Genomic DNA, 21,381 nt, shown 5'->3' on the forward strand with positions numbered 1-21,381 from the left:
AAAAGTTATTAGGAAACTGCCACATAAAGAAGTAAGATGAAAACAGAGGGAATTTTCCTAATATAGTAAAGGGGATCTTGGAATGAGCGTAGAGTCAAAACTTGAGAAAATCGTAAAAAAGCTCCGCCAGGATGAGGTGGATGTCAGACATGACGCGATGGTCATGCTGCAGGATTTAAAAGAAGACGATGTCGAGGCAGCGATCGATAAGCTTGTTTGGGTAGTGAAGGAAGCAGCGAAAGGTTTTCCGACAAGCGGAGAGCCGTGGGATGTACCGGAATATCACTTGATGCAGTTTGTCTGCCAATATTACGTGCCGCCAGTGACGGAGGCGATCAGTCAGCATTTTCATTCTTTTCCGCCGATGGTAAAAGAGATGCTGATTGAATATATGTGCGAATCGCCGGATGACAGGGCAGAGCTGTTTGTGTATCAATGGTACGAAAAGCTGCTGGAGGAAGACACCGCGATTTATCCGCTCGGCAGCCTGTACAGTCAGCCGCAGCTTTTAAAGCGTATCGTGACGAACCATATGAATAAAATTGAGCATCCGGAATGGAAGCATTTTATTTACGCCAGCCTTCTGTTCCTGCTTGATAATGATGCAGTAGACCGATTGTCTCCGGGTCTTATTCATGAGAGGCTTCCGGCTGATTATGAAGAAGCGAAGGCAAAGTTCAAAGAGTATGAAGAATCGTATTCAACCAAATTTGTATACCGCTTCTGGAAAGGAGATTACTTTGACAGGCGTGCCGAGCTGATCACGTGCATGGCTTTGCTCGACTATTACTTTAAGCCAGAGTATGAAGCGATCTTCACAGAGGCTAGCAGTTTCAAAGATCCTGTCGTGCAGGGACGTGCTTTGACTCTTTGTATGCAAAAAGGCTTCCACTATGACAGCTCTGCACTTGAACACTGTGCTACGCATCTTGAGACGAGCGTGCTCATGTATGAAGAGCTTCTTGAACAAAGAAAAGACCACCTTTTCCCGGTCAAATCGAAAAAACAGCATTATTTTGCGAGAACCATACTGTTTAAGTTCTTGATGGAACAGGAAGAATATGAGGATTTCCCGGTCAGCATGACGGTCAAAGAAGAAGTGAACACAGAAAATATTTATGGTCAGCCGGTCCGGTATTATCTGATGGGCTTTACGGGTGAAAATCATGAGGAATACGCGGCGTGGGTCGGTGCGTTCAGCACGGAAAATAACGATGACTCTTCTGATATGTGGGAAGGGACGTACACAGATTTTGAGCCATTTGCAAAGCGTACGGTCCCCCAGCACGTTGACCGCTTTTTCAAAGACCGCGAACATGCAATAGCGGAAAGCGAACAGGAAGTTCATTATGAAGACGGCGCGGGCAGCAAGCGGGTGGCGATCATTGGTACTAGCCTTGTTTATGAGAACGGGAAAACGGAGCATAAAGTGCGCTTGCATGAAGTGCTCAGCATCACGGTTGAGCGCAAGCGCAGTCTGTTCATGAGCGCTATTCATATCGTCGTGACCGGGAAGGATAACAAAGAACTCTTCTCCTTCCCGGCGAAGCTCGTGGATTATGACGAGTTTGCCGGTGCGATGCTTACACTGACAAATCATCTGAACGATCCGCCTGTGGTAGAGGAGCTTGTCACAAGTTATGGCGTATAAAAGTTGAAACGCAGCAGCTGCCTATTAGAATCTTAGCTGAGGAGAAAGTGAACGATTTGAGAAACCAGATTAAATAAAGGGAAGTAGGTTATGAGTAAATCATTTATTGAACAAGTACATTATATTAGAATTCCTGTTAAAGATTTAGAACGGTCTGCATATTGGTATAGAGATGTATTAGGGTTCAAGTTACAGAACATTACTGAGGAACTTGCCATTTTAAAAGTAAATGAAGGACCTTTCTTACTTATCCTGGTTCCTACTGAAGATGAAACATTTGCACATTTTACAATTGATAATGAACAAGAATTTAGTATTGGCTTTACAAGTCCAGACTTATCTAAATTTCATCAACACTTAATTGATAATCAAGTTAAGGTCGAGGATATAAAAGAAGATAATGGTCATGCCTTTTTCCACTTTTATGACCCAAATGGTAATAAACTTCAAGTACACTGGTAAGATCATGATAATTTGCCTTATTTCATTACCGGTGCTTTAACGGAATAAAAATGGGAACGTCCAAATCAGACGTTCCCAATTTTTTTGCTTGATATTTAACAAAGCCTATAAATGCAGCTCTCTACATGGAAGAGACTCGAAGTCCTTATAAATTAGGGGCATGTCATCATTCAAGTTTTTTGTTTTGTGCGTGCATCGTTTGGCAACAATGCAAATATCGACTTTTTTGCAGAGGAGCCATTCAGATGACAGAGTATGCCCGTCCGAGGCTTGTTGTAAGCCAGTGTCTTGAATTTGATGCGTGCCGCTATAACGGTGACGTGATACATAATGCCGTTGTGCAGCGGCTCATGGATTTCGTGGATTTTGTACCCGTTTGTCCTGAGGTAGAGATCGGGCTTGGGACGCCGCGTGAAACGATACGTATCGTCGGCCGTGACAGCAAGCATCGCCTTCTTCAGCCCGCTACCGGAAATGATGTGACAGATGCGATGAATGATTTTTCAGAGCGTTATCTGGACGGTGTTTCAGACACGGATGGCTTTATTTTAAAAAGCCGGTCGCCTTCTTGCGGGTTAAAGGAAGTGAAGGTGTACGCTGGAACCGAGAAGGGCCCGGCGATCGGCAACGCGAGCGGGCTTTTTGGCGGAAAGGTGCTCGAGCGTTTTGGGTTGTATGCTGTTGAAGAAGAAGGACGCCTTAACAATTTTACGATCCGTGACAGGTTTTACACGAAAATGTTCACGCTCGCCGCGTTTCGGTCGGTGAAGGGGAACGGAGACGGATTAGAGGGGCTGCATGAGTTTCATGAGAGAAACCGATATTTGTTCATGGCTTATAGCAGGCCGACTCTTAAGGTGCTTGACCGTATATTGAAGGAAAGCGATGACCGCAGTGAGGAACAGGTGATGTCGCTGTATGAGAGAGCGCTGCTGAAGCTGTTCAACCGCGCTGCGCGATATGATTCTAACTTGAATGTTTCACGTGTGATCGCCGAGCGGTTTGCGGATCGGATCAGTGAGGGTGAGCGGGCTTTTTTTGATGAGCTCGTTGAAAAATACAGAGCTAAAAAAGAACCGTTCTCGAGTATCGTGACGCTGCTGAAATCATGGGCTGTCCGCTTTGAAGATGAAGGGCTGCTCGAGCAAACTTTTTTCGCGCCTTATCCGGAAAAGCTGATGGAGATCACCGATTCGGGAAAGGGAAGGGATTATTGAACGGTGGCCTTGGCCGTATTCGGTGGCAGACTGCAGCTGGCTGCAAATAAATAGGGCTAGCCGCAAGCAAATGGTCTTGCGTGCAAATAAAAAATGCCTCTCGTGAGCCCCGTGCAAACAAAATTTAATATCTGCAAATAAGAGGACCTTATTTGCAAATAAAAGTCCCGGATTTGCAAATAAAACCTTCAAATTCGCAAATAAAAGGTGAGGCAGGGTACCGTACCCCCTCATGCTGCCCCATAAAATGTGTGCTACCCTATAAACAGAGCAACAACGATTACATAATAGGGGATGAGCGCATGTTTTTAGCGAAAGGAGAAGTTCTTTTCCGGCAAGGCGAGTCCGGACCGCTGTTTGAGCTAAAAAGCGGACTATTGAAGATTGTGAAACTTCACGAAGATGGCAGTGAGGTGCTGCTTAACTTAATTGTTCCAGGGGAGATCATTCCGCACCACTCATTGATCAGCCCGAAGGAATACAATGGAACGGCACATGCATTAATTGCCTCTGAAGTAGAAGTCTTACCCGCGGAAGAGTGGTATGGGAAGCTTAAGCAGTCTCCTGAGCAGTATGAGGTGGTCGCGATGCGGCTGCAGGAGAAGCTGCGAATGATGCAGCAGCGAATCGATCAGCTGACAGCCCTCGCACCTGTTGAAAAGATTCTTAAATTGCAGACGTGGTTTGCTGCTTATTTTCCAGGCGTGGATGTGCAGGATGTACTGAAGCAGGAGGAAATCGGACAGTTTGTTGGACTGAGGCGTGAAACAGTTAATCGTGCAATGAAGCAGCTAAAGAATATTTTATGAGTGACAGCGCACCTTTTGTATCACACTAACACTGTACGTTAGATGAAAGGGTGCGTTTTTTATGAAAAAAATTGTCGTCTTGATGCTGGCAGCTTCTGCAGTACTTTTTAACCCGGGGTACGGTACCGCTGAAAAAACGGGGTTTGTTCAGTCAGACAGCCCTAGCCGCATGCAGTTTCAGGAAGAGCTTCATAAAGCCAATCAAATCCGGTTTGAACGGCTTGAGATCAAACAGGATATACTTCAGAAAAAGGATGAACTTCTGCAGCTTCGGGCTCATAGGATCGCAGATAAAAAGGGAGCTGGCCTGACTGATGTGCGTAAGCAGATGAAGGAAATACGCAGCGATTTGATACAGCTGCAAAAAAAATCGGCAACTGCGAAGAAAGAGTTCAAAGCGGCTATGAAGAAGAAGAACCACGCTGAAGCCAAACAGAAGATGGATAGCTGGCTGCTTGTGCAGGAAGAGATCAATGCTAAGCTGAAGGAAAAGGTAAAGCTGATGGATTTGATGATTGTAAAACTAAAAAGCTGAGAAAAGCGCTGCGGAGTGAACCCGCAGCGCTTTTCTTATTTCAGGGAATAACCAATCTATTGTTTATGTTGCGGCACGTAATCCGGATAATCCGTAATAATGCCATCAACGCCAGCGTTTAAAAGAGGTTGTACTTCTTCTTGCTTACGGACGGTCCAGCTCATGATGCCCATATCATAAGAATGGCTGGAATCAACGACTTCGCTTGTGACGTTGCCTAGGTAAGGGTTCACGTATTCACAATAAGCCGAGAATTCTTTTAGCTTGGCGGCTGTTAAATCGTCCTTGTTTCCTGTTAGTGCCCCGATCGGCATGTCAGGCAAAAGTTCATTTGTGATTTTTAGAGAATTGAAGTCAAATGACTGGATGATTATTTTGTTATTGGCAGGCTTGTCCATGTCGCGCTTTTTAAGAACAGCAGCCACTTTTTTCTCTATACCAGGGTATAGATGTGGTGCCTTTAGCTCAATCAAAATACCATTTCCTCGGAATTCGTCGATCACCTCTTCAAAGGTTGGAATTTTTTCTCCGGCAAATTCAGGGGAGTAGAAGCTTCCTGCATCCAAGCGGCGGAGATCCTCTAGAGTGTGGTCTTTTACATTGCCGCTTCCGTCCGTAGTGCGGTCCAGCGTTGTATCATGAATAACTACCAGTTCACCGTCTTTGCTCATCTGTACATCGATTTCAATATAATCAGCCTTCATTTCAACGCCTTTGCGGAAAGCCGCCATCGTGTTTTCAGGAGCATAGCCTGATGCGCCGCGATGAGCGACTGTCTGAACTTGTTCGGATGGATCGTAAGCAGATGTTATGGAACTGGTCCCTGCACTGATCAGTCCTGCTGCAACCAAAGTTGTTAAAGCCAGCTTCTTCACATTAAACATCGTTCATTCCCCCGTGATTGTAGTTTTAACGGCCTTGCATCACTAGACTAACAAAGCATAGTGGGGAATGAATGGTGATGAATACCCAACCTTTTTTAAAGAAAATTGGGGACATCGAATCGCAATTTTTTACAAACTTCGACTTGGCTGGGGCATAAGACCATATATCTAATAAATGGAATTTTTTAATGCCGAAAATGGAATCAATGTGCTACACTAATTTTGAAGTGATGAACGTGCAGGATAGGGGGCGCATAACAGTGTCTGTACCATTTATTGAAAGTGAGAACGTTAGCAAGGATTTCAACGGACAGCGTGTTCTGCAAAATGTAAGTTTTTCTATTGATGAAGGAGAGGTTGTCGGGCTGCTCGGTCCGAATGGTTCTGGGAAAACGACGATGATTCGGCTGCTGAACGGGGTGATTAACCCTTCTTCAGGAAAGATGAGGGTAGGAGATTATAATCCGGAAAAAAATGCCGATGATATTCGATCGATGAGCGGTATTTTAACTGACGGAGCTGGTCTTTATCAGGAAATGACGGGGCTTGAAAATCTTGTGTTTTTTTCTAAGCTGTATAAGGCGTACGATTTAAAACGGATTAAATTGCTGCTTGAAGAATTCGGTCTTGCGGAAGCTCAGTATAAAAATGTCGGGAAATACAGCACAGGTATGAAACGCAGGCTCGGTATGATCAAAGCGATTCTGCATAAGCCGAAGCTGCTTTTCCTGGATGAGCCGACGAACGGCCTCGATCCTGAGGGCATTCAGATGGTGTTGAAGTATATAAAAGCCTTGAACCAGCAGGAAGGGACGACGGTTTTGCTGTGCTCGCATATTCTTCATCAGCTCGAGCATGTATGTTCACGCTATTTATTTTTGCAGCAGGGCCAGATTATAGAATCCGGAACTTTAAAAGAGCTTGAGAAAAAACGGGTTAACATAATAGAGCTGAAAGTAGAGACTGGTCTGCCGGTCAGTGCTGGCGAATTTGGCTTTCCTGCAGCGGCAGCAGGAGAAAATGTCTATCGTTTCACTCTCCCTGACCGGTCGGACATAACGCCGCTGATTCAGCGTATCGCGGCTAAGGCGCCGGTTTATCATGTGGAAATAGAGAACCGGGATCTGGAGTCACTTTATTTTCAGATAAGAGGTGGCAAGAATGAATAAACAGATGGTCTGGGCGATCGCTGAAAAGGACATAAGGGGTATCACGAAAAACAGCCAAGTATGGATAGGAATGATCCTCCTTCCTGTGCTGTTCGCCGTTCTCGTGCCAATTGGTTTTATATTGGTGATTAAGTATATGCCTTCTCTTTCGCCTGAAATGGAGCAGATGGTAAATAAAATTATCTCAGGCATCGGAAACGAAGAAATGAAGCAGGAGCTGATGAGCCTGCCGAGCATGACGCATCAGATGATTTTTGTCGTGGTCAACTATTTGCTTGGATCGATTTTTTTAATGATTCCGTGCCTGAACGCTATGATGATCGCGCTTAACAGCTTTGTTGGTGAAAAAGAGAGAGGCACATTAGAGACTCTTCTTTTTTCTCCTGTCACCTTGAAGGAACTGTTTGTAGGTAAGATTCTTTCTGCCTTTATTCCGGCGATGGGTATTTCACTTCTAAGCTTTCTGCTGTTCGGTACGATTACAACCATCCTTACGTACCCGATGTTCGATGAATTTATATTTCCGAACAGCAACTGGCTTGTGATGATTTTCTGGCTGATTCCTATCATTACTATTTTTACGATTCTTGTTAATATTCTCGTATCCGCTAGAGCAAAAGGTTTTCAGGAAGCTCAGCAGATCGGGGGGATTGTGGTCCTCCCAATCATCGGGCTTTTCATCGGCCAGGCAACCGGATTGCTCATTATCAGCCCGGTGATGCTCTTTGCCATAGGTGCTGTGCTGCTTATTGCGAACGCAGGTATTCTAAAGCTTATTACAAAGTATAATGACCGGAACATGCTGTTTACGAAGCAAATATAAAAGCTTGAGGAGAATTTCCTCAAGCTTTTTTCATTAACATAATACGGACCAGTTTATCGCTAAAAAGGATTGGCCGGCGTTGGCTGACCAAACTTATTTCTTTTTCGGTACATAAATAGTGCTGAATAGCCGTTCTTTTCTTCCATCACCAGGCGGATTAGTGATGTATTTACTCACAACGCCGTTCAGTTCCTGAGCGAAGGAAGAGAGCTCTTCATCAGTCAGGTGAAGGGCAGTCTGCCGGTAGCCAACACCGTCAGTAAGCATGTCAAAATTGCCACTATTAAGATACTCATCAAATTGCTGATGAAGCATCAGCAGAAAGGTAAAAAAGGAACGGAGATGATCGTCTTTTGACATCGACTGAATCTCTTCAGGAGACACTTCAGCCCCCGCCGCAGCAATACGGTAAAACTTTTCAATTGAGCCTCTCGACTGCTGTTCTTTTGCGACCTCAATCATACCGGCTTCTGCAAGAATGTTAACATGGCGATACACGCTCGTTCTCGGAATGTCTGATAATCGGACGGACAGTTCTTGAGGGGAATAAGATTCATTTCCGATCAGGCATTGGAGGATCCGCATTCTTACCGGGTGAAGCAGAATATCGATCTTTTTCACGATGCCTTTCCTCCTTTTATTGATTTATTGGCGCTGCTCATGCTCTTCAGGAAATTCATACCCTCGAGCGATATAAATAAACGGAGTGGATGCAGCTGATACAACAAATTTAATCACATAAGTGGAAAGAAGAATCTGCCACCAAACATCCCAAGAATACACTCCTGCAAACGCGATCGTACAAAAAACGAGCGAATCAATAAGCTGGCTCGCCATCGTACTCCCGTTGTTACGAATCCAGAGCTGCTCAGGCTTTGGGAACCTTCTTCTGAGCAGAGAATAAAGCTTCACATCGGCAAACTGGCTGATTAAATAAGCAGCAAGGCTTCCTAGCGCAAGCCGCCAAAGCAAGCCGAACAATGCTTCCATATGCGGCTGGGCAAAATCGCTTTCCGCCGGCTCGAATATCAGGACGAGCTGCATGATAATCGTCATCATGATAAGGGTGAAAAAGCCGAACCAAACCGCTTTTTTGGCTTCTTTTTCGCCATATTTTTCGTTTAGCAGGTCAGTTGCCAAATAAATCGTTCCGTAAATAACGTTTCCGAGCGTCATGATGATACCGAACATTTCAATCGTTTTGACGACTTGAATATTGGCAAGAATCGTGGCTGCTCCAATCCATGCATACAATCCTGTTCTTCCAAAAAACCGGTAACATAGTAGGAATAATACAAAGTTAACGAGCGCGAACCCGATTCCGAAATATAAATTAAACATAATTAAACATAACGCCTCCTGCTTTAGAGGGGAACAAGTCCCTTAATAACACTACCATTATACACCAGTCGACAAATTATTCACCGGGAAATAAAAGGACCTCATTCGTTAAGGCGAATGAGGTTGGTTGTTATTTAAATTTTACTTCGAATGAAGCAGGTTCAGCCAGCTTTTTCTTGTTTTTGTCGAACGCTTCACTCGTCTTTAACGTGAGAGATTTCATTTTAGCCGGGTCTGTATCGTCGATTATAAAACCAAGGCTGCCCATTTTTTTCTCGCCAGGCTTTATTTCCCCGTTCAGCTCTTCAATATAAAAATCATTTTCCCATGTGACTTTCTGCCCTTGGTCGGTTTTTACTTCAGACACTGGTGCGAACTGTATTGGATCATCTGATGTGTTTTCAAATACAACGTTTACCCTGACGTAAGGAAATTTCTTTTCGTCTTTATGTGTATAGCCATGGAAGAAGTCAACCAAATCCACCGAGGGCTTGTATTCGATCACACGTACGTTTGCGACTTTCATCTTGATCGGTCCAATTGTTTTCGTTTCGTTTAGCTTAGCCTCTTTTAAAAGAGTAACAACGCCGTCATCGTCTTCATTAGAGGTTCCTGGTTTCGGTAAGACACTGTCATCTGCTGCCTGCGGGCTGTCGCCGAACGCTTCTTTTTCAGTTTCAGGTTTTTTCTCTGTTTCCTGCTGTTGCTGCTCTTTTTTCGGTTCTTTTTCAGGATTGGATTCCTCTGGCTTAGCGGTACAGCCGATAGTGAATAATGAAATCATTAAAAGAATCATAATCTGTCTCAATGTTATCCCTCCAAAAAGACGAGCACCCCGCCGCGACGGGCAACGGGATGCTCTTGTTTACCTTACTGTACCCTTACGGAAAGAGTATTATTTATTGAAAGCTGATTTGCTCTGTTCAAGGATAGCGAAGATTTCTTTAGCTGTGTCTGTGTTTTCGATTTTCCCAGCAAACTTCTCCATACCAGGACCATAAGCATAAACCGTTACGTCTTCACCAGTGTGGCCGTCTGTAGTCCAGCCAGTACCTGAACGAAGATCAAAGATTTTTTCGATCGCGTTGTCGATATCCAGCGCCTTGCCTGATTTTTCTTTAGCATCTTTAACTGACTGGATCTCTTCAGGTGTAAGCTCAAGGTCGATATACTTCTTCAATGTTTCTTCAACAGGTGCGCCGCCTTCGATTTCTTTTGCGATGAAATCAGGTGTTTTCTTAGCCGCTTTTAATGGAGCTGGATCCCACTTGTACTCACCGTCACGTCCCATTGTCATGCCGCCAGTAGAGTGGTCAGCTGTCGCGATAACGAGTGTATGCTTGTCCTTTTTCGCGAATTCAATCGCAGCTTCGTATGACTCTTCGAAGCTCTTCATGTCGCTCATTGCCGCAACAACGTCGTTATCGTGGCCAGCCCAGTCGATCTGTGAGCCTTCAACCATAAGGAAGAAACCTTTTTTGTTCGAGTCCAAGCGGTCTAGTGCAGAGTTTGTCATTTCCTTAAGAGTAGGCTGTGTTTCAGGACGGTCAATATACTTGGCCATTTCCTTTTCGCCAAATAATCCTAGGATCTGCTTGTTCTTGTCTTTCAGCATGTCCTCACGTGTCTTAACATAGCTATATCCGTCTTTCTTGAATTGCTCAGCGATGTTGCGGTCTTTACGCTCAAAATACTTCGTTCCGCCGCCGAGAAGAACGTCAACTTTGTGCTTGCCGTTAATAAGATCATCATAGTAGTCGTTTGCGATCGCGTCATAGTTTTCACGAGAATGATCGTGAGCACCGAATGATGCTGGTGTCGCATGGTTGATCTGTGAAGTAGCGACTAGTCCTGTTGATTTGCCGTTTTCTTTTGCTTGTTCAAGTACAGTTTTAACGTCTTTTTTGTCCATATCAACACCGATTGCGCCGTTATATGTTTTAATTCCTGCTGACATAGAAGTTGCAGCAGCTGCGGAGTCCGTTACGGATTCTTTCGGGTCCCAAGAATAAGTCGACTGCATGCCGACTAAGTCTTTGTCGAATGAAGTGTCTTCCTGCATAGGAGTTTCTTTATTGTCTTTAAATGAACGGTAAGCCGTCGTATAAGTAGGCCCCATTCCGTCACCGATTAAGAAAATGACATTGCGGATCTCGTTTTTCTTTGATTTTTCTGCTGCTTGTGCAGGTGAATCAGAGTTAATTGTGAAGCCGCTGACAGCTAATGTTGAAGCGAGTGCTACAGGCCACAATTTTTTAGTGATTGTATTTTTAGGCAAAATAATAACCTCCCAGAAGGAATTTGTTTTATTGCTAACACGATAAAATATATCAGCATAGTGTTAAGGGGAGGTTAGAGAAGTATTAAGAACATGTAAATAAATATGACGAAAGCCCCCTGAATAGTTCAGAGGGCCTAAATAATTATTATTTAATTATACAGTTTGAAGCGTTTTAGCTAGTGCTTCTTCAGCTGTCATGTACTCGTAGCCAAGGTCACGTGCAACTGCTTCGTAAGTAATCGCTCCGCCAGCAACGTTGAGTCCAAGCTTAAGAGCTGGGTTTTCAGCGATCGCGCGTGCAGCACCTTTGTTAGCGATTTGAAGCGCATAAGGAACAGTTACGTTTGTAAGCGCGATTGTAGATGTGCGCGGAACCGCACCAGGCATGTTAGCAACTGCATAGTGAACAACGCCGTGCTTTTCATAAGTAGGGTTGTCGTGAGTTGTGATGCGGTCAACCGTTTCGAAAATTCCACCCTGGTCGATCGCAACGTCAACAACAACAGATCCTGGCTTCATGCTCATGATCATTTCTTCTGTTACAAGCTTTGGCGCTTTTGCTCCTGGGATAAGAACAGCACCAATTACTAGGTCAGACTCAGCAACTGCATCAGCAATGTTCATTGGTGAAGACATAAGCGTCTGGATGCTGTATCCGAAAATGTCGTCAAGCTGGCGAAGACGGTCTGGGCTAAGGTCGATGATCGTTACATCTGCACCAAGTCCTGCAGCAACTTTTGCTGCGTTTGTTCCTACAACACCGCCGCCGATTACAGTAACTTTACCGCGCTTAACGCCTGGTACTCCTCCAAGAAGGATTCCCATTCCACCTTTTGGCTTTTCAAGGAACTGTGCACCGATTTGTGCAGACATGCGTCCAGCAACTTCGCTCATTGGTGTTAGAAGCGGAAGTGTGCGGTTGTGCTCAACAGTCTCGTAAGCAATCGCTGTTACACCGTTCTCTGTAAGTGCTTTTGCCAATGCAGGCTCAGCAGCCAAGTGAAGGTATGTAAACAAGATAAGTCCTTGACGGAAGTAAGTGTACTCAGACGCCAACGGTTCTTTAACTTTCATGACCATTTCAGCTGCCCATACGTCTGCTGCAGTGTCGATCAGCTTCGCGCCAGCTGCTGCGTAATCTTCGTTTGTAAATCCGCTGCCAAGTCCAGCATTTGTTTCTACTAATACTTCATGTCCAGCTGCAGTAAGAGCTACTACACCAGATGGCGTGATTGCCACGCGGTTTTCGTTATTTTTAATTTCCTTAGGAATCCCGATAATCATTGATAAAAACCTCCTGTGTGAAGCGCTGTTTTGAGTGCGCTTTCATTACTATGAAATCAGTATATCTGCTGTCTCGTGGAAAATCTTTGTTAGAAAAAAAGAAAGTTATATGCGGCGTTTGTGGAATTTCACAAATGGAGTTCCTGAAATTTGGATGTGACTTGAATTGTGGTTTATAGAAACATACAAGGGTTTAAATTGTAAGTGTTCATTCAAGATGTACAAAATGGGGTGAATGTCTTTTTCGAGTACCGTACCCCATAAGAGAAAAAACAAAAAACCTCAAGATCAGAAGAGTTTTCTGATCTTGAGGTCGATCATGAGCATGATTTTCTGCTCTGGGCTTTTGAGGTTGAGGGTTGTGATCTCGGTTATTCGCTTCAGGCGGTACATGAGGGTGTTGATGTGTATGTGCAGGTGTTCTGCGGCGTGGTGCTGGTTTTCGTCGCAATTCAAGTACGTTTCAAGCGTTTCGTAAAGATTGGTTCGGTGCATCTTATCGTATTCCTGAAGCTTTACGAGCACTTCATTCTCGTATCCGTCACGAGTCTGTTTTTCTCGGATAACATCAAGGAACTGGTAGATGCCAAGATCTTTGTAGCCGTAAAGGCTGAGTGTATCCGCGCCGAATTTATCTTGTATCGACAAGACGTTCAATGCTTCTTTGTAGCTTTTTTCGGTCTGATCGAACCGGCTGATCAGGCTGCCGTATGCGGCTTTTACATTCGTGATGGAAAAGCGCTCTTCCATGTGTGTGAAACAGGTGCTAATGAACTCCTGTATCGTCTGCTCATGTTGATCTTTTTGGTTCGAGCTCACAAGAAGGATCATCTGCTGTCCGTCTGCGGCTGCAAGGAGCACGCGGATGCGCTGGTGAACAACAGCTAGGTACAAAATATCCTTCTCACGTGCATCAGTTACTTCATCTTCAAACTGAAGAATCATGACGGAGACAGGGAGAGTTGGCAGGATCGAGATCTCCTGAAACTTCTCCAAAATGCGTTCTTCAGACGGATGATTGCCAGTGAGAAGCTTCCATAGAAACTCCTGCTGATTTTCCTGCTTCTTTTTCGTCCCCATCTGATGCTGCAGCAGCTGGCTGCGGGCCGCCTGTGCGGCCTGCTTCAGCACTTCGAGATCGTCCTCGTCCAGCTTCTTGTTGATTTCGAGCACCCAAATATAGCCGAGCACTTCTTCATTTTTACGTATGGAAACGGCCACACGATCGCCGAGGCCGACTTGATTGATCGACTTCACGCGCAGCGGATCACCGCTCTTTTGCAGTGTCGGGATGACGCCATCCTTCCAGAGGCTGTTGATAACCTTTTCAGGCACGCGTCTTCCTATAATCGTCGCGATGCGTGCGGGGTCAGTACTGTCTTCGTGTGTGCTGTAGGCGAGGAGGCGGTGGTTGCGGTCCTCGATCGTCACCGGACAGTCGAGCACGTCGCTGATCCGGTCAGCCAAGTTCTCGAGGCTTCCGAACGTGCCTTTAAAATGCTCAGTCTGCTTCATGTTATCTCCGTCCTTGTTGGTTCATACCGTTATCATAACAATATCAATTTTAAAAAGGAATATGGGAGGCTTTGGAGAATTGATTATTGGGAGAAAAAGGAGGATTACACGATGAAATTTAATCAATTTTCATATAGCAGGCCAGATATGGATGATCTGAAAAAGCAATTTGAAGGGCTGTTGAATCGTTTTGAAACAGCTGGTTCGTTTGAGGAGCAGATCACGGCGATGAACCATATTTCCGAGCTGCGGAGCTCCTTTGAATGTCAGGCCCGCATCGCGAGAACCCGATATACAATTAACACCGCGGATGATTTTTATAAAAAAGAACAGGGATTCATGGACGAGAACCTGCCTGTTTACCAAGGGATGATTAAACGGTTTTATGAGGCGCTCGTAAAGTCTAGTTATAAAAAAGAGTTAGAGCAAAAGCATGGCACTCAGCTGCTAAAGCTGGCTGATCTGCGTGTGAAAACATACAGCGATGAGGTGCTGGAGGATTTAAAACAGGAAAATAAGCTGACGAGCGAATATGTGAACCTTGTGGCGTCTGCTAAAATTCCGTTTGAAGGAGGCGAACTTACTCTTTCTCAGCTCTCGCCTTATATACAGTCAGCAGACCGGGAAACAAGAAAGAAAGCGTTCTTGGCGAGCAACGGATTTTACAGTCAGCATCAAGTTCAGTTTGATGAGATTTATGACAAGCTTGTTAAACTGCGTGCCGGCATCGCAAGAAAACTAGGATACAAAAACTTCGTCGAGCTTGGCTATGACCGGATGAGCCGGACAGATTATAATGCAGCGGACGTGAAGGTATTCCGCGATCAAGTGAAAAATGTGATCGTACCGCTCTGCACAGAGCTGAAAAAGAAACAGCACGAACGCATTGGCACGCCTGAATTTTATTATTATGATGAAACGTTCCAATTCCCAGACGGCAACCCGAAACCGCAGGGAGATAGTGATTGGATCGTAGAAAAGGCACAGAAGGTGTTTGAGGAACTGTCGAGTGAGACAGGCGAGTTTTTCGCGTTTATGACCGAGAACGAGCTGATGGATCTTGGCAGCAAAAAAGGGAAGGCGGCAGGAGGCTATTGCACGTATTTCAGCACATATCAGTCGCCGTTCATCTTCACGAACTTCAATGGTACAGACAATGATGTAAGGGTGCTGCTGCACGAGATCGGCCACGCATACCAGATGCATTCAAGCCGCGGGTATGAAGTGCCGGAATATCAGTTCCCGACACTTGAAGCGTGCGAGATCCATTCGATGAGCATGGAGTTCTTGACGTATCCTTCCATGAAAGAGCTGTTTGAGGGAGACACAGATAAGTATCTGTATTCTCACCTGACGGGTGCTGTCGAGTTTATTCCGTACGGTGTAGCGGTCGATGAGTTCCAGCACTTCGTATATGAAAATCCAGATGCAACGCCAGAGGAGCGCAGGCAGGAATGGAGCCGTTTAGAGAAGGTTTATCTGCCGCACCGCGACTTTGCAGGACTACAGTACCTCGAGAACGGCGGGTTCTGGCAGCGCCAGGGTCACATTTATAAGTCACCGTTCTATTATATCGACTACACGCTCGCCCAAATCTGCGCACTGCAGTTCTGGAAGCGTTCGGTCGAAGATGCAGATGGCGCCTGGAAAGACTACGACCGCTTATGCAAGCTTGGCGGAAGCTTGCCGTTTACCGCTTTAGTAAAAGAAGCAGGGCTGAAATCGCCTTTTACAGATGGTTGTGTGGCGGAAGTGATCGAGGAAGTCAGGAGCTTTCTTGGGACTGAGGCAGCAATGAAATAAACAGATTTGAAGCAGCTTCTTCCTTAAGTCAAATGGGAGAAGCTGTTTTATTGGGGAGGAAGAAAACATGAAGTCTAATATAAGCAGATGGTCTATGTACCTTAGTGCAGCGGGGGTGCTGTTGGCGGTATTACCATTTATTGTTCCGAATAAGCTAGCTGTTAACATTTATTATCTGTTTTATGGCGGTATTGTTTTGTATGCAGCAGGCTGGGTTCTCAGCATCGCTGCATTTTGGAAAAAAGAGAGCAGCAGGGCGATGGATTTTATTATCTTTTCACCGGTTGTTCTTGGTGTAGCGGCGATGGCGAGTTTACTTTTACTTGCTTATGGAATCGGCGAAAAGTGACTTAGTTTGTTCATTTTTAAATTCCCGGCTTGTTTGGTAAAATGGGGAGTATATCCCTGTTAAAGGAGAAATGAAAATGAATGAAACGAAGCAGCGCAATTATACGCCGCTTATTATCGGGCTTTCGATTGCCATAAATGTACTTGTTGCCGTACTTTTTTTCTTGCCAGAATACGAGGGGGAAATCGCGTTTGACGTGACGCTTTTGCCGCGCCTGAACGCCATTTTTAACAGCTTTACGTTCGTATTCCTGCTTGCCGCTCTTTATTTTATTAAGTTGAAAAACATTACCCTGCACAAACGCTTTATCTTTGCGGCGTTCACTTCAACAACGCTGTTCCTTCTGTCGTATGTGACGTATCACTATCTGACTGAATCAACGAAATACGGCGGCGAAGGTCCGCTGAAATACATTTACTTCTTTATCCTGCTGACGCACATCCTGCTTGCGATCGTCATCGTGCCGCTGGCGCTGATCACGGTAACGCGCGGACTGAACATGCAGGTGGAAAAACACCGCAAGATCGCGCGCTGGACGATGCCTCTATGGCTGTATGTGAGTCTTACGGGCGTAATTGTTTATCTCCTGATTTCACCGTATTATTGATGAGGAGCAGCTGATATGGATTGGTTCATGCTCGTGATGAGTGTCGTGCTGTTTGGGTTAGGTGCTGCGGCGGTTGTATACAGCTGGCGTTACAGCTCTGTGCATCATGAAAAAGCAAAGCGTGAAGGGGTTTCTTCGCCCGGTACTTCAGACAGCATCCTCGGAGCTGTGTTTGAGTTGATTCTCGTGTTCTTTTTTGACTTATTGCTCCGATTCCTCCCGTTGTGGATGGTGAAGCTATTCATTTTTCTCGCGGGAGCAGGATTCATCTATCTTGCATATCTGGCGTTTTTGGAAGTATAGGCTCATAGACCGCCTCGTGCGGTTTGTGGGTCTTTTTTTGATAGGAATGGAGCCCCTAGCCGCTGCTGTGTGCTGCAATTAAATTGATGCCTGAGTGAATAAAAGCGACGGGATGCAAACAAGCATACCGGCGCGCAAATAAATTTCAAGTGCTGCAAATAGAACGCTCTGAATAGCAAATAAAACTCTAAGATTCGCAAATAAATCTCCCAGAATTGCAAATAACATCTCCAAATTCGCAAATAAACAAAAACGATATGATTAGTTAATAAGCGATTCCAACTCGTTTGCCGATATGAAGACCTTCTGCGAGGCATCTGTAGGCAAATTCGGATGTATCGCCGGTCGATATGCTCGATCCGCCTTCTGGCAGGCGGTCTTCTTCCATACGATACGTTCCTGTAGCAGGGCCTTCTGGCAGATAAGTCGGGCAGACAATCGTCCAGTCTAAACCCGACTTACGCAGCGATTCATATACTGCTCGGTGCTCCTCAGCCGCCCTTGTCAGCTTCCGCCTGCTCTCCGAAGATTCATAGCGCAATAGGTGAGGCTCTGTGCGGCTTTGGAGGATTCCTGCCGTTCCGATCGTGACGATTCTCTTTATCTTTTTCTCTTCCATCGCTTCAATAATGAGAGGCATGGCTTGAGAGAGGAGGTCGCCGCCGTCGGTTGAGAGCGCGCTGACTACCGCATCGCAGTTTTCCATTGCATTCAATAAATCCTGTTTGCTCCGGGCGTCTCCTTCCACAATATCTATTAACTCACCAGAAAGCTTGTCTTTATCTCGGACAAGCACGGAAATTTCATGGCTGTTTTCTTGCAACAGTTTTAAAATGGCAGAACCAGTTCGACCGGTCGAGCCTAAAAGGCAGATTTTCATGGCTGCAGCTCCTTTAAATAATCGTATACGGAAGTTGTTCTTTATTTTATCATGGAAATTACACATTGATTTATTTTCAAATTCCAACAATTTTCGGAAGGAATTGACAAAGTTTTTGCAGAAAAGGTATAGGACTTAAGGAGAGATCAGCATGAAATACGTGAAATATATTTTATTCGTTCTGCTTGCCAGCTTGATTGCTGGATGCGGGAACGATCATCAGGGCTTAAGTGAAGTTGATTCTGAAAAAGAAGAGCATGCTGAACATAAGCCTTTTCTTGAAGCGAGTGCGGAAGTAAAGGGACGTGAAGCTTTAATAAAAGTAAAAACTGATATGGAGATTTCAAAGAAAAAGTTCGGTAAACAGAGAAAGCACGGACAGGGGCATATCCATATGTATGTGGATCAAGGTGAGAAGCAGGGGGTTACCTCGAGCCCGATTTTGCTGGAGAATCTGTCACCTGGACAGCATGAGGTCAAAATTTCGCTTCATAATAACGATCATACACCGTATGATGTGACTGAAAAGCTGACTTTTACAATAAAATAAACTCTTACAATTAGGCGGGGGAATATGCTTCAACGTTTGAATTTGCCCAATAGAATTATCATCATGTTTTCTGCGGCTATTTTCGTTACAATAGCGGCGGTCATCGCGTATGATACATACAGCCTTCAGAGTGCAGTGAAAGAAACGTATGTGAGCCAGCTGAAGGGAATAACCACGACTATTAATGGGAGATATGAAGAGTCGCACGTAATTGAAGATGTGCAGCAGACATTCGATTATATAAAACATCGCGAAGATAAAGTTCTTATGCTGACACTGCATCTGTCGGAAAAGCAGGGAGACAGGGTCATGGCGTCTACAGACAGAGGCAACATTGGAAAACATACGCCTGGCGAGCTGAGGCCATCGTATAAAGATGGAAAAACGTTGATCGCCCATCTTAACAATAAGAACGGTGAGCCATATGTACGGCTTGTTGCGCCGCTTATTGAGGACGGGTTGCCGATAGGAGCGATTGAGCTGCTGCTCGACTCGAGCGAAGAGCAGCTTATCGTACAGAAACAGCTTCAGAAGTCGATCATCGTCGGTATCACGATCGCCTTATTGCTGCTCTTTGTATTATGGTGGTTCATCCGCCGTCTGCTCGTCATGCCGCTGCTTCACCTGCAGCAGGCTGCTAAGGAAGTTGAAAACGGCAAGCCGTACAAGCCGGCATCATTGAAAGGAAGCCAGGAGATCATTCAAGTAGGCGAGGCTTTTAATGGAATGGTGACAAAGCTTGAGCAGCGGTATTTGGAAAGCATCACCGATCCTTTAACGGGTGTTTATAACAGTGCTTATTTTAAGCGGACACTAACTGCGGAAATAGAGAATACCCGCAAAAACGGCGGCTCTATGGTGCTTTTATTTTGTGACGTCGATAACTTTAAGATGCTGAACGACAGCGAAGGACATGTATATGGCGATGATGTTCTGAAGACGATCGCCGAAACGATTAAGGAAAACGTCCGCGACATCGATGTCGTATGCCGCTACGGCGGAGAGGAATTTGTGATTATCCTGCCGGGGTGCACACAGGCAGAAGGACTGAAGATTGCTGAGAACATCCGCCAGATGGTCGCCATCTATGGCAGCCACAGCCTATTGTCGCCGGTCACGATCAGCATCGGTCTTGCGGCTTTTCCTAAAGATGCAGACGAGTCGACGCTTGTCCACATGGCTGACCGGGCCATGTATGCGGCCAAAACGAACGGTAAAAATCTCGTGGTATCAGCAGGAGAGCTTTCACATTACAAAGAGCAGGAGTACAACCGCCGAAGGGTTCAGTCAAACTGGCACTTGAACACGATCGTTTCCCTCGCACGGGCAGTGGAAGTGAAGGACTCCTACACACACAGCCACTCGGAAATGGTGTCCCGATATGCTTCAGCGATCGCCAGCACGATGGGGCTTCCGGATGAGGAAGTAAAAAAGGTCTCTGTTGCTGGCCTGCTTCATGATGTCGGAAAAGTCGGCATACCGGACAGCATTTTGAACAAAGAAGGCAAGCTGACGGATGAAGAATATGAGATAATGAAGGACCACCCGGTGCTGGGCTTTAACATTCTGTCGAGTGTTGAAGAGTTCCAGGATATTTTATCGTACGTGCTGTACCATCATGAAAGACCGGACGGCAGAGGCTATCCGGAGCAGCTTCGGGAGGAAGAAATCCCGCTCGGTGCGAGGATTATCGCTGTAGCGGATGCGTTTCATTCCATGGTGTCACAGCGTCCTTACCGCAAGAAGCCGCTGACAATAGACATGGCCATCGAAGAGCTGAAGCGCGGCAGAGGTTCGCAGTTTGATAAGGATGTTGTTGATCTTTTCTTGCCGATTATTGAAGAAATTAGAGAAGAAGAGCATAAGGAAGAGATCGCTGCTTATTAAAATGGAAACAGACCCGTTAACGGGTCTGTTTTTGCTTTGGATGTTATTTTTAAACAAGTCGCAATATTGCTTTTAAAGGATTCAGAGAAGAGGTGTTGATCTCCGTTTCAGGCGCACGCTTTCCGCGGGGTGAGCGGTGAGCCCTTCCGTCGCACGCGCCATTGGAAGGTCTCACCTTCTCACTCATCCCGCTGGAGTCGGCGCCTTACACTACAATCAACTTAATCAATGATGGATTCAAGATGATTAGTGAATGTGATAAAAGCGACAGCCAAAACAATTCATAGTTTAGATGTTGGATTTTTGCAGAGGTAATAGCGCTGAACTTTCTTACAAAAGCAACAATCTTTTACAAAGAAGCCTTTCACAAATAGACGAAACGACGCAGTCTAAAAAGTTTAAGGGAAAGGAACAAGAACATACTGTCTTAAAAGCTTTGTAGCAGCCAAAATTCCTTAAAGCCATTCATTGGAGGCTCACCTTCCAGATCATATGGTCCATTCCTTCTCCCCAATAGTCTTTCATCCAATAATCAGGCTCTCCGAACTTTTTTCTCCAGATGATTTGTGCGCTTTCGTAGCCGCTGTCTAAGCAGAACTCATGGATGCCGCGTTTGTGCAGTGCATCATAAATGGCTTCGAGCAGCGCGCGTCCTAGTCCGTTTCGCTGATGTTCGGGATGAACAAAAACGGTTCCAACCTCTACCAGATCACTTAAAGCACCGCTCGAGCAGTCCGTAATAAGCTCGCTTGCCGGGCCATATTCAATAGAACCTACAATTTTACTGCCGCTCAGAGCAATTAAAAAATACCTTTCGCGGCCATCGCTTTTATAATCCAGTTCTAAGTATTTTTTCTTTTCGTTAATTTCGTTTTCCAGATCTTCCGCTTTGTCGCCGATTCCATTTTTGTTAAACGTGTCAGTAATGACGGTTTTGAAAAAATGGTGAAGCTCACTTCGATCTTCTTCTACTGGCCTTCTAATTTCTATCCTCTGCATTTATTGAGCCTCCTTTTATAGCATCAAGCATT

At 45.3% G+C, this 21,381-nt stretch carries 22 protein-coding genes; 13 read left to right on the forward strand and 9 right to left on the reverse strand.

Features of this window, described 5'->3' with window-relative positions; translation table 11 throughout:
- Positions 1–82 precede the first annotated feature (82 nt).
- The 5 genes from CGZ90_RS11640 (at position 83) to CGZ90_RS11660 (ending at position 4,674) form a co-directional block, all read left to right on the forward strand.
- The gene (locus CGZ90_RS11640) at positions 83–1,651 is read left to right on the forward strand and encodes a hypothetical protein (RefSeq protein WP_094252675.1); all 1,569 of its coding nucleotides are present in this window, start codon (positions 83–85) and stop codon (positions 1,649–1,651) included.
- Positions 1,652–1,741: 90 nt separating this feature from the next.
- Positions 1,742–2,113 (forward strand): VOC family protein, encoded by a 372-nt coding sequence (locus CGZ90_RS11645; protein ID WP_094252676.1) that lies wholly within the window; start codon positions 1,742–1,744, stop codon positions 2,111–2,113.
- Between the two features lie 245 nt (positions 2,114–2,358).
- The gene (locus tag CGZ90_RS11650) at positions 2,359–3,330 is read left to right on the forward strand and encodes a YbgA family protein (protein ID WP_094252677.1); all 972 of its coding nucleotides are present in this window, start codon (positions 2,359–2,361) and stop codon (positions 3,328–3,330) included.
- A 302-nt stretch (positions 3,331–3,632) separates the two neighbouring features.
- A complete protein-coding gene (locus tag CGZ90_RS11655) occupies positions 3,633–4,139 on the forward strand; it encodes a Crp/Fnr family transcriptional regulator (RefSeq protein ID WP_094252678.1) in 507 nt (168 codons plus the stop codon).
- 61 nt (positions 4,140–4,200) lie between these two features.
- The gene (locus CGZ90_RS11660; protein ID WP_094252679.1) at positions 4,201–4,674 is read left to right on the forward strand and encodes a hypothetical protein; all 474 of its coding nucleotides are present in this window, start codon (positions 4,201–4,203) and stop codon (positions 4,672–4,674) included.
- Between the two features lie 56 nt (positions 4,675–4,730).
- On the opposite strand, the gene CGZ90_RS11665 is transcribed toward CGZ90_RS11660, so the two are convergent.
- Entirely contained in the window at positions 4,731–5,558 is an 828-nt protein-coding gene (locus CGZ90_RS11665; RefSeq protein WP_094252680.1) for a glycerophosphodiester phosphodiesterase, read from the reverse strand.
- 260 nt (positions 5,559–5,818) lie between these two features.
- Here CGZ90_RS11665 and CGZ90_RS11670 point away from each other — a divergent pair, with 260 nt between their 5' ends.
- Both CGZ90_RS11670 and CGZ90_RS11675 read left to right on the forward strand, forming a co-directional pair.
- A complete protein-coding gene (locus tag CGZ90_RS11670) occupies positions 5,819–6,727 on the forward strand; it encodes an ABC transporter ATP-binding protein (RefSeq protein ID WP_240515419.1) in 909 nt (302 codons plus the stop codon).
- Positions 6,720–7,550, forward strand: coding sequence for an ABC transporter permease subunit (locus CGZ90_RS11675; RefSeq protein ID WP_094252681.1), 831 nt, complete (start codon positions 6,720–6,722; stop codon positions 7,548–7,550). The genes CGZ90_RS11670 and CGZ90_RS11675 overlap by 8 nt, the downstream gene beginning before the upstream one ends.
- A gap of 93 nt (positions 7,551–7,643) precedes the next feature.
- Here CGZ90_RS11675 and CGZ90_RS11680 read toward each other — a convergent pair whose 3' ends face one another.
- From CGZ90_RS11680 to CGZ90_RS11705, 6 genes are all read right to left on the reverse strand, one after another.
- Positions 7,644–8,171, reverse strand: coding sequence for a helix-turn-helix domain-containing protein (locus CGZ90_RS11680; RefSeq protein WP_094252682.1), 528 nt, complete (start codon positions 8,169–8,171; stop codon positions 7,644–7,646).
- 24 nt (positions 8,172–8,195) lie between these two features.
- Entirely contained in the window at positions 8,196–8,891 is a 696-nt protein-coding gene (locus CGZ90_RS11685; protein ID WP_094252683.1) for a queuosine precursor transporter, read from the reverse strand.
- Between the two features lie 130 nt (positions 8,892–9,021).
- Positions 9,022–9,699 carry a DUF4352 domain-containing protein gene (locus tag CGZ90_RS11690; protein WP_094252684.1) on the reverse strand — a complete coding sequence of 226 codons (678 nt, stop codon included), beginning with the start codon at positions 9,697–9,699 and terminating at the stop codon, positions 9,022–9,024.
- Positions 9,700–9,786: 87 nt separating this feature from the next.
- Entirely contained in the window at positions 9,787–11,169 is a 1,383-nt protein-coding gene (locus tag CGZ90_RS11695) for an alkaline phosphatase (protein WP_094252685.1), read from the reverse strand.
- A 156-nt stretch (positions 11,170–11,325) separates the two neighbouring features.
- On the reverse strand, positions 11,326–12,456 hold the full coding sequence (gene ald / locus CGZ90_RS11700) for an alanine dehydrogenase (RefSeq protein WP_094252686.1): 1,131 nt from the start codon (positions 12,454–12,456) through the stop codon (positions 11,326–11,328).
- 288 nt (positions 12,457–12,744) lie between these two features.
- Complete coding sequence (locus CGZ90_RS11705; protein WP_094252687.1) at positions 12,745–13,971, reverse strand: PucR family transcriptional regulator; 1,227 nt, start codon at positions 13,969–13,971, stop codon at positions 12,745–12,747.
- Between the two features lie 111 nt (positions 13,972–14,082).
- On the opposite strand from CGZ90_RS11705, the gene CGZ90_RS11710 reads away from it, so the two are divergent.
- The 4 genes from CGZ90_RS11710 (at position 14,083) to CGZ90_RS11725 (ending at position 17,033) form a co-directional block, all read left to right on the forward strand.
- A complete protein-coding gene (locus CGZ90_RS11710; RefSeq protein WP_094252688.1) occupies positions 14,083–15,774 on the forward strand; it encodes a M3 family oligoendopeptidase in 1,692 nt (563 codons plus the stop codon).
- A gap of 67 nt (positions 15,775–15,841) precedes the next feature.
- Positions 15,842–16,123 (forward strand): hypothetical protein, encoded by a 282-nt coding sequence (locus CGZ90_RS11715; protein ID WP_094252689.1) that lies wholly within the window; start codon positions 15,842–15,844, stop codon positions 16,121–16,123.
- Between the two features lie 70 nt (positions 16,124–16,193).
- A complete protein-coding gene (locus CGZ90_RS11720; protein ID WP_165766839.1) occupies positions 16,194–16,730 on the forward strand; it encodes a DUF420 domain-containing protein in 537 nt (178 codons plus the stop codon).
- Positions 16,731–16,745: 15 nt separating this feature from the next.
- Entirely contained in the window at positions 16,746–17,033 is a 288-nt protein-coding gene (locus CGZ90_RS11725) for a hypothetical protein (protein ID WP_094252691.1), read from the forward strand.
- A gap of 265 nt (positions 17,034–17,298) precedes the next feature.
- On the opposite strand, the gene CGZ90_RS11730 is transcribed toward CGZ90_RS11725, so the two are convergent.
- Complete coding sequence (locus tag CGZ90_RS11730) at positions 17,299–17,913, reverse strand: NAD(P)-dependent oxidoreductase (protein ID WP_094252692.1); 615 nt, start codon at positions 17,911–17,913, stop codon at positions 17,299–17,301.
- Positions 17,914–18,064: 151 nt separating this feature from the next.
- On the opposite strand from CGZ90_RS11730, the gene CGZ90_RS11735 reads away from it, so the two are divergent.
- Both CGZ90_RS11735 and CGZ90_RS11740 read left to right on the forward strand, forming a co-directional pair.
- Entirely contained in the window at positions 18,065–18,463 is a 399-nt protein-coding gene (locus CGZ90_RS11735; RefSeq protein WP_094252693.1) for a DUF6130 family protein, read from the forward strand.
- A 24-nt stretch (positions 18,464–18,487) separates the two neighbouring features.
- Positions 18,488–20,350, forward strand: a complete 1,863-nt coding sequence (locus CGZ90_RS11740; RefSeq protein WP_094252694.1) for a diguanylate cyclase — start codon at positions 18,488–18,490, stop codon at positions 20,348–20,350.
- 465 nt (positions 20,351–20,815) lie between these two features.
- Here CGZ90_RS11740 and CGZ90_RS11745 read toward each other — a convergent pair whose 3' ends face one another.
- Entirely contained in the window at positions 20,816–21,349 is a 534-nt protein-coding gene (locus CGZ90_RS11745; RefSeq protein ID WP_094252695.1) for a GNAT family N-acetyltransferase, read from the reverse strand.
- Between the last annotated feature and the right edge of the window lie 32 nt (positions 21,350–21,381).

It is taken from the genome of Fictibacillus aquaticus, assembly GCF_002245695.1.
Lineage (GTDB): Bacteria > Bacillota > Bacilli > Bacillales > Fictibacillaceae > Fictibacillus > Fictibacillus aquaticus.

What these genes read in the sequence shown, in the direction of transcription:
- CGZ90_RS11665 (WP_094252680.1), bottom strand. Translation starts at nt 5,558, where the DNA reads ATGTTTAATGTGAAGAAGCTGGCTTTAACAACTTTGGTTGCAGCAGGA.
- CGZ90_RS11650 (WP_094252677.1), top strand. Translation starts at nt 2,359, where the DNA reads ATGACAGAGTATGCCCGTCCGAGGCTTGTTGTAAGCCAGTGTCTTGAA.
- CGZ90_RS11675 (WP_094252681.1), top strand. Translation starts at nt 6,720, where the DNA reads ATGAATAAACAGATGGTCTGGGCGATCGCTGAAAAGGACATAAGGGGT.
- CGZ90_RS11720 (WP_165766839.1), top strand. Translation starts at nt 16,194, where the DNA reads ATGAAAATGAATGAAACGAAGCAGCGCAATTATACGCCGCTTATTATC.
- CGZ90_RS11730 (WP_094252692.1), bottom strand. Translation starts at nt 17,913, where the DNA reads ATGAAAATCTGCCTTTTAGGCTCGACCGGTCGAACTGGTTCTGCCATT.
- CGZ90_RS11710 (WP_094252688.1), top strand. Translation starts at nt 14,083, where the DNA reads ATGAAATTTAATCAATTTTCATATAGCAGGCCAGATATGGATGATCTG.
- CGZ90_RS11660 (WP_094252679.1), top strand. Translation starts at nt 4,201, where the DNA reads ATGAAAAAAATTGTCGTCTTGATGCTGGCAGCTTCTGCAGTACTTTTT.
- CGZ90_RS11685 (WP_094252683.1), bottom strand. Translation starts at nt 8,891, where the DNA reads ATGTTTAATTTATATTTCGGAATCGGGTTCGCGCTCGTTAACTTTGTA.
- CGZ90_RS11655 (WP_094252678.1), top strand. Translation starts at nt 3,633, where the DNA reads ATGTTTTTAGCGAAAGGAGAAGTTCTTTTCCGGCAAGGCGAGTCCGGA.
- CGZ90_RS11740 (WP_094252694.1), top strand. Translation starts at nt 18,488, where the DNA reads ATGCTTCAACGTTTGAATTTGCCCAATAGAATTATCATCATGTTTTCT.
- ald (WP_094252686.1), bottom strand. Translation starts at nt 12,456, where the DNA reads ATGATTATCGGGATTCCTAAGGAAATTAAAAATAACGAAAACCGCGTG.
- CGZ90_RS11725 (WP_094252691.1), top strand. Translation starts at nt 16,746, where the DNA reads ATGGATTGGTTCATGCTCGTGATGAGTGTCGTGCTGTTTGGGTTAGGT.
- CGZ90_RS11735 (WP_094252693.1), top strand. Translation starts at nt 18,065, where the DNA reads ATGAAATACGTGAAATATATTTTATTCGTTCTGCTTGCCAGCTTGATT.
- CGZ90_RS11705 (WP_094252687.1), bottom strand. Translation starts at nt 13,971, where the DNA reads ATGAAGCAGACTGAGCATTTTAAAGGCACGTTCGGAAGCCTCGAGAAC.
- CGZ90_RS11640 (WP_094252675.1), top strand. Translation starts at nt 83, where the DNA reads ATGAGCGTAGAGTCAAAACTTGAGAAAATCGTAAAAAAGCTCCGCCAG.
- CGZ90_RS11715 (WP_094252689.1), top strand. Translation starts at nt 15,842, where the DNA reads ATGAAGTCTAATATAAGCAGATGGTCTATGTACCTTAGTGCAGCGGGG.
- CGZ90_RS11745 (WP_094252695.1), bottom strand. Translation starts at nt 21,349, where the DNA reads ATGCAGAGGATAGAAATTAGAAGGCCAGTAGAAGAAGATCGAAGTGAG.
- CGZ90_RS11645 (WP_094252676.1), top strand. Translation starts at nt 1,742, where the DNA reads ATGAGTAAATCATTTATTGAACAAGTACATTATATTAGAATTCCTGTT.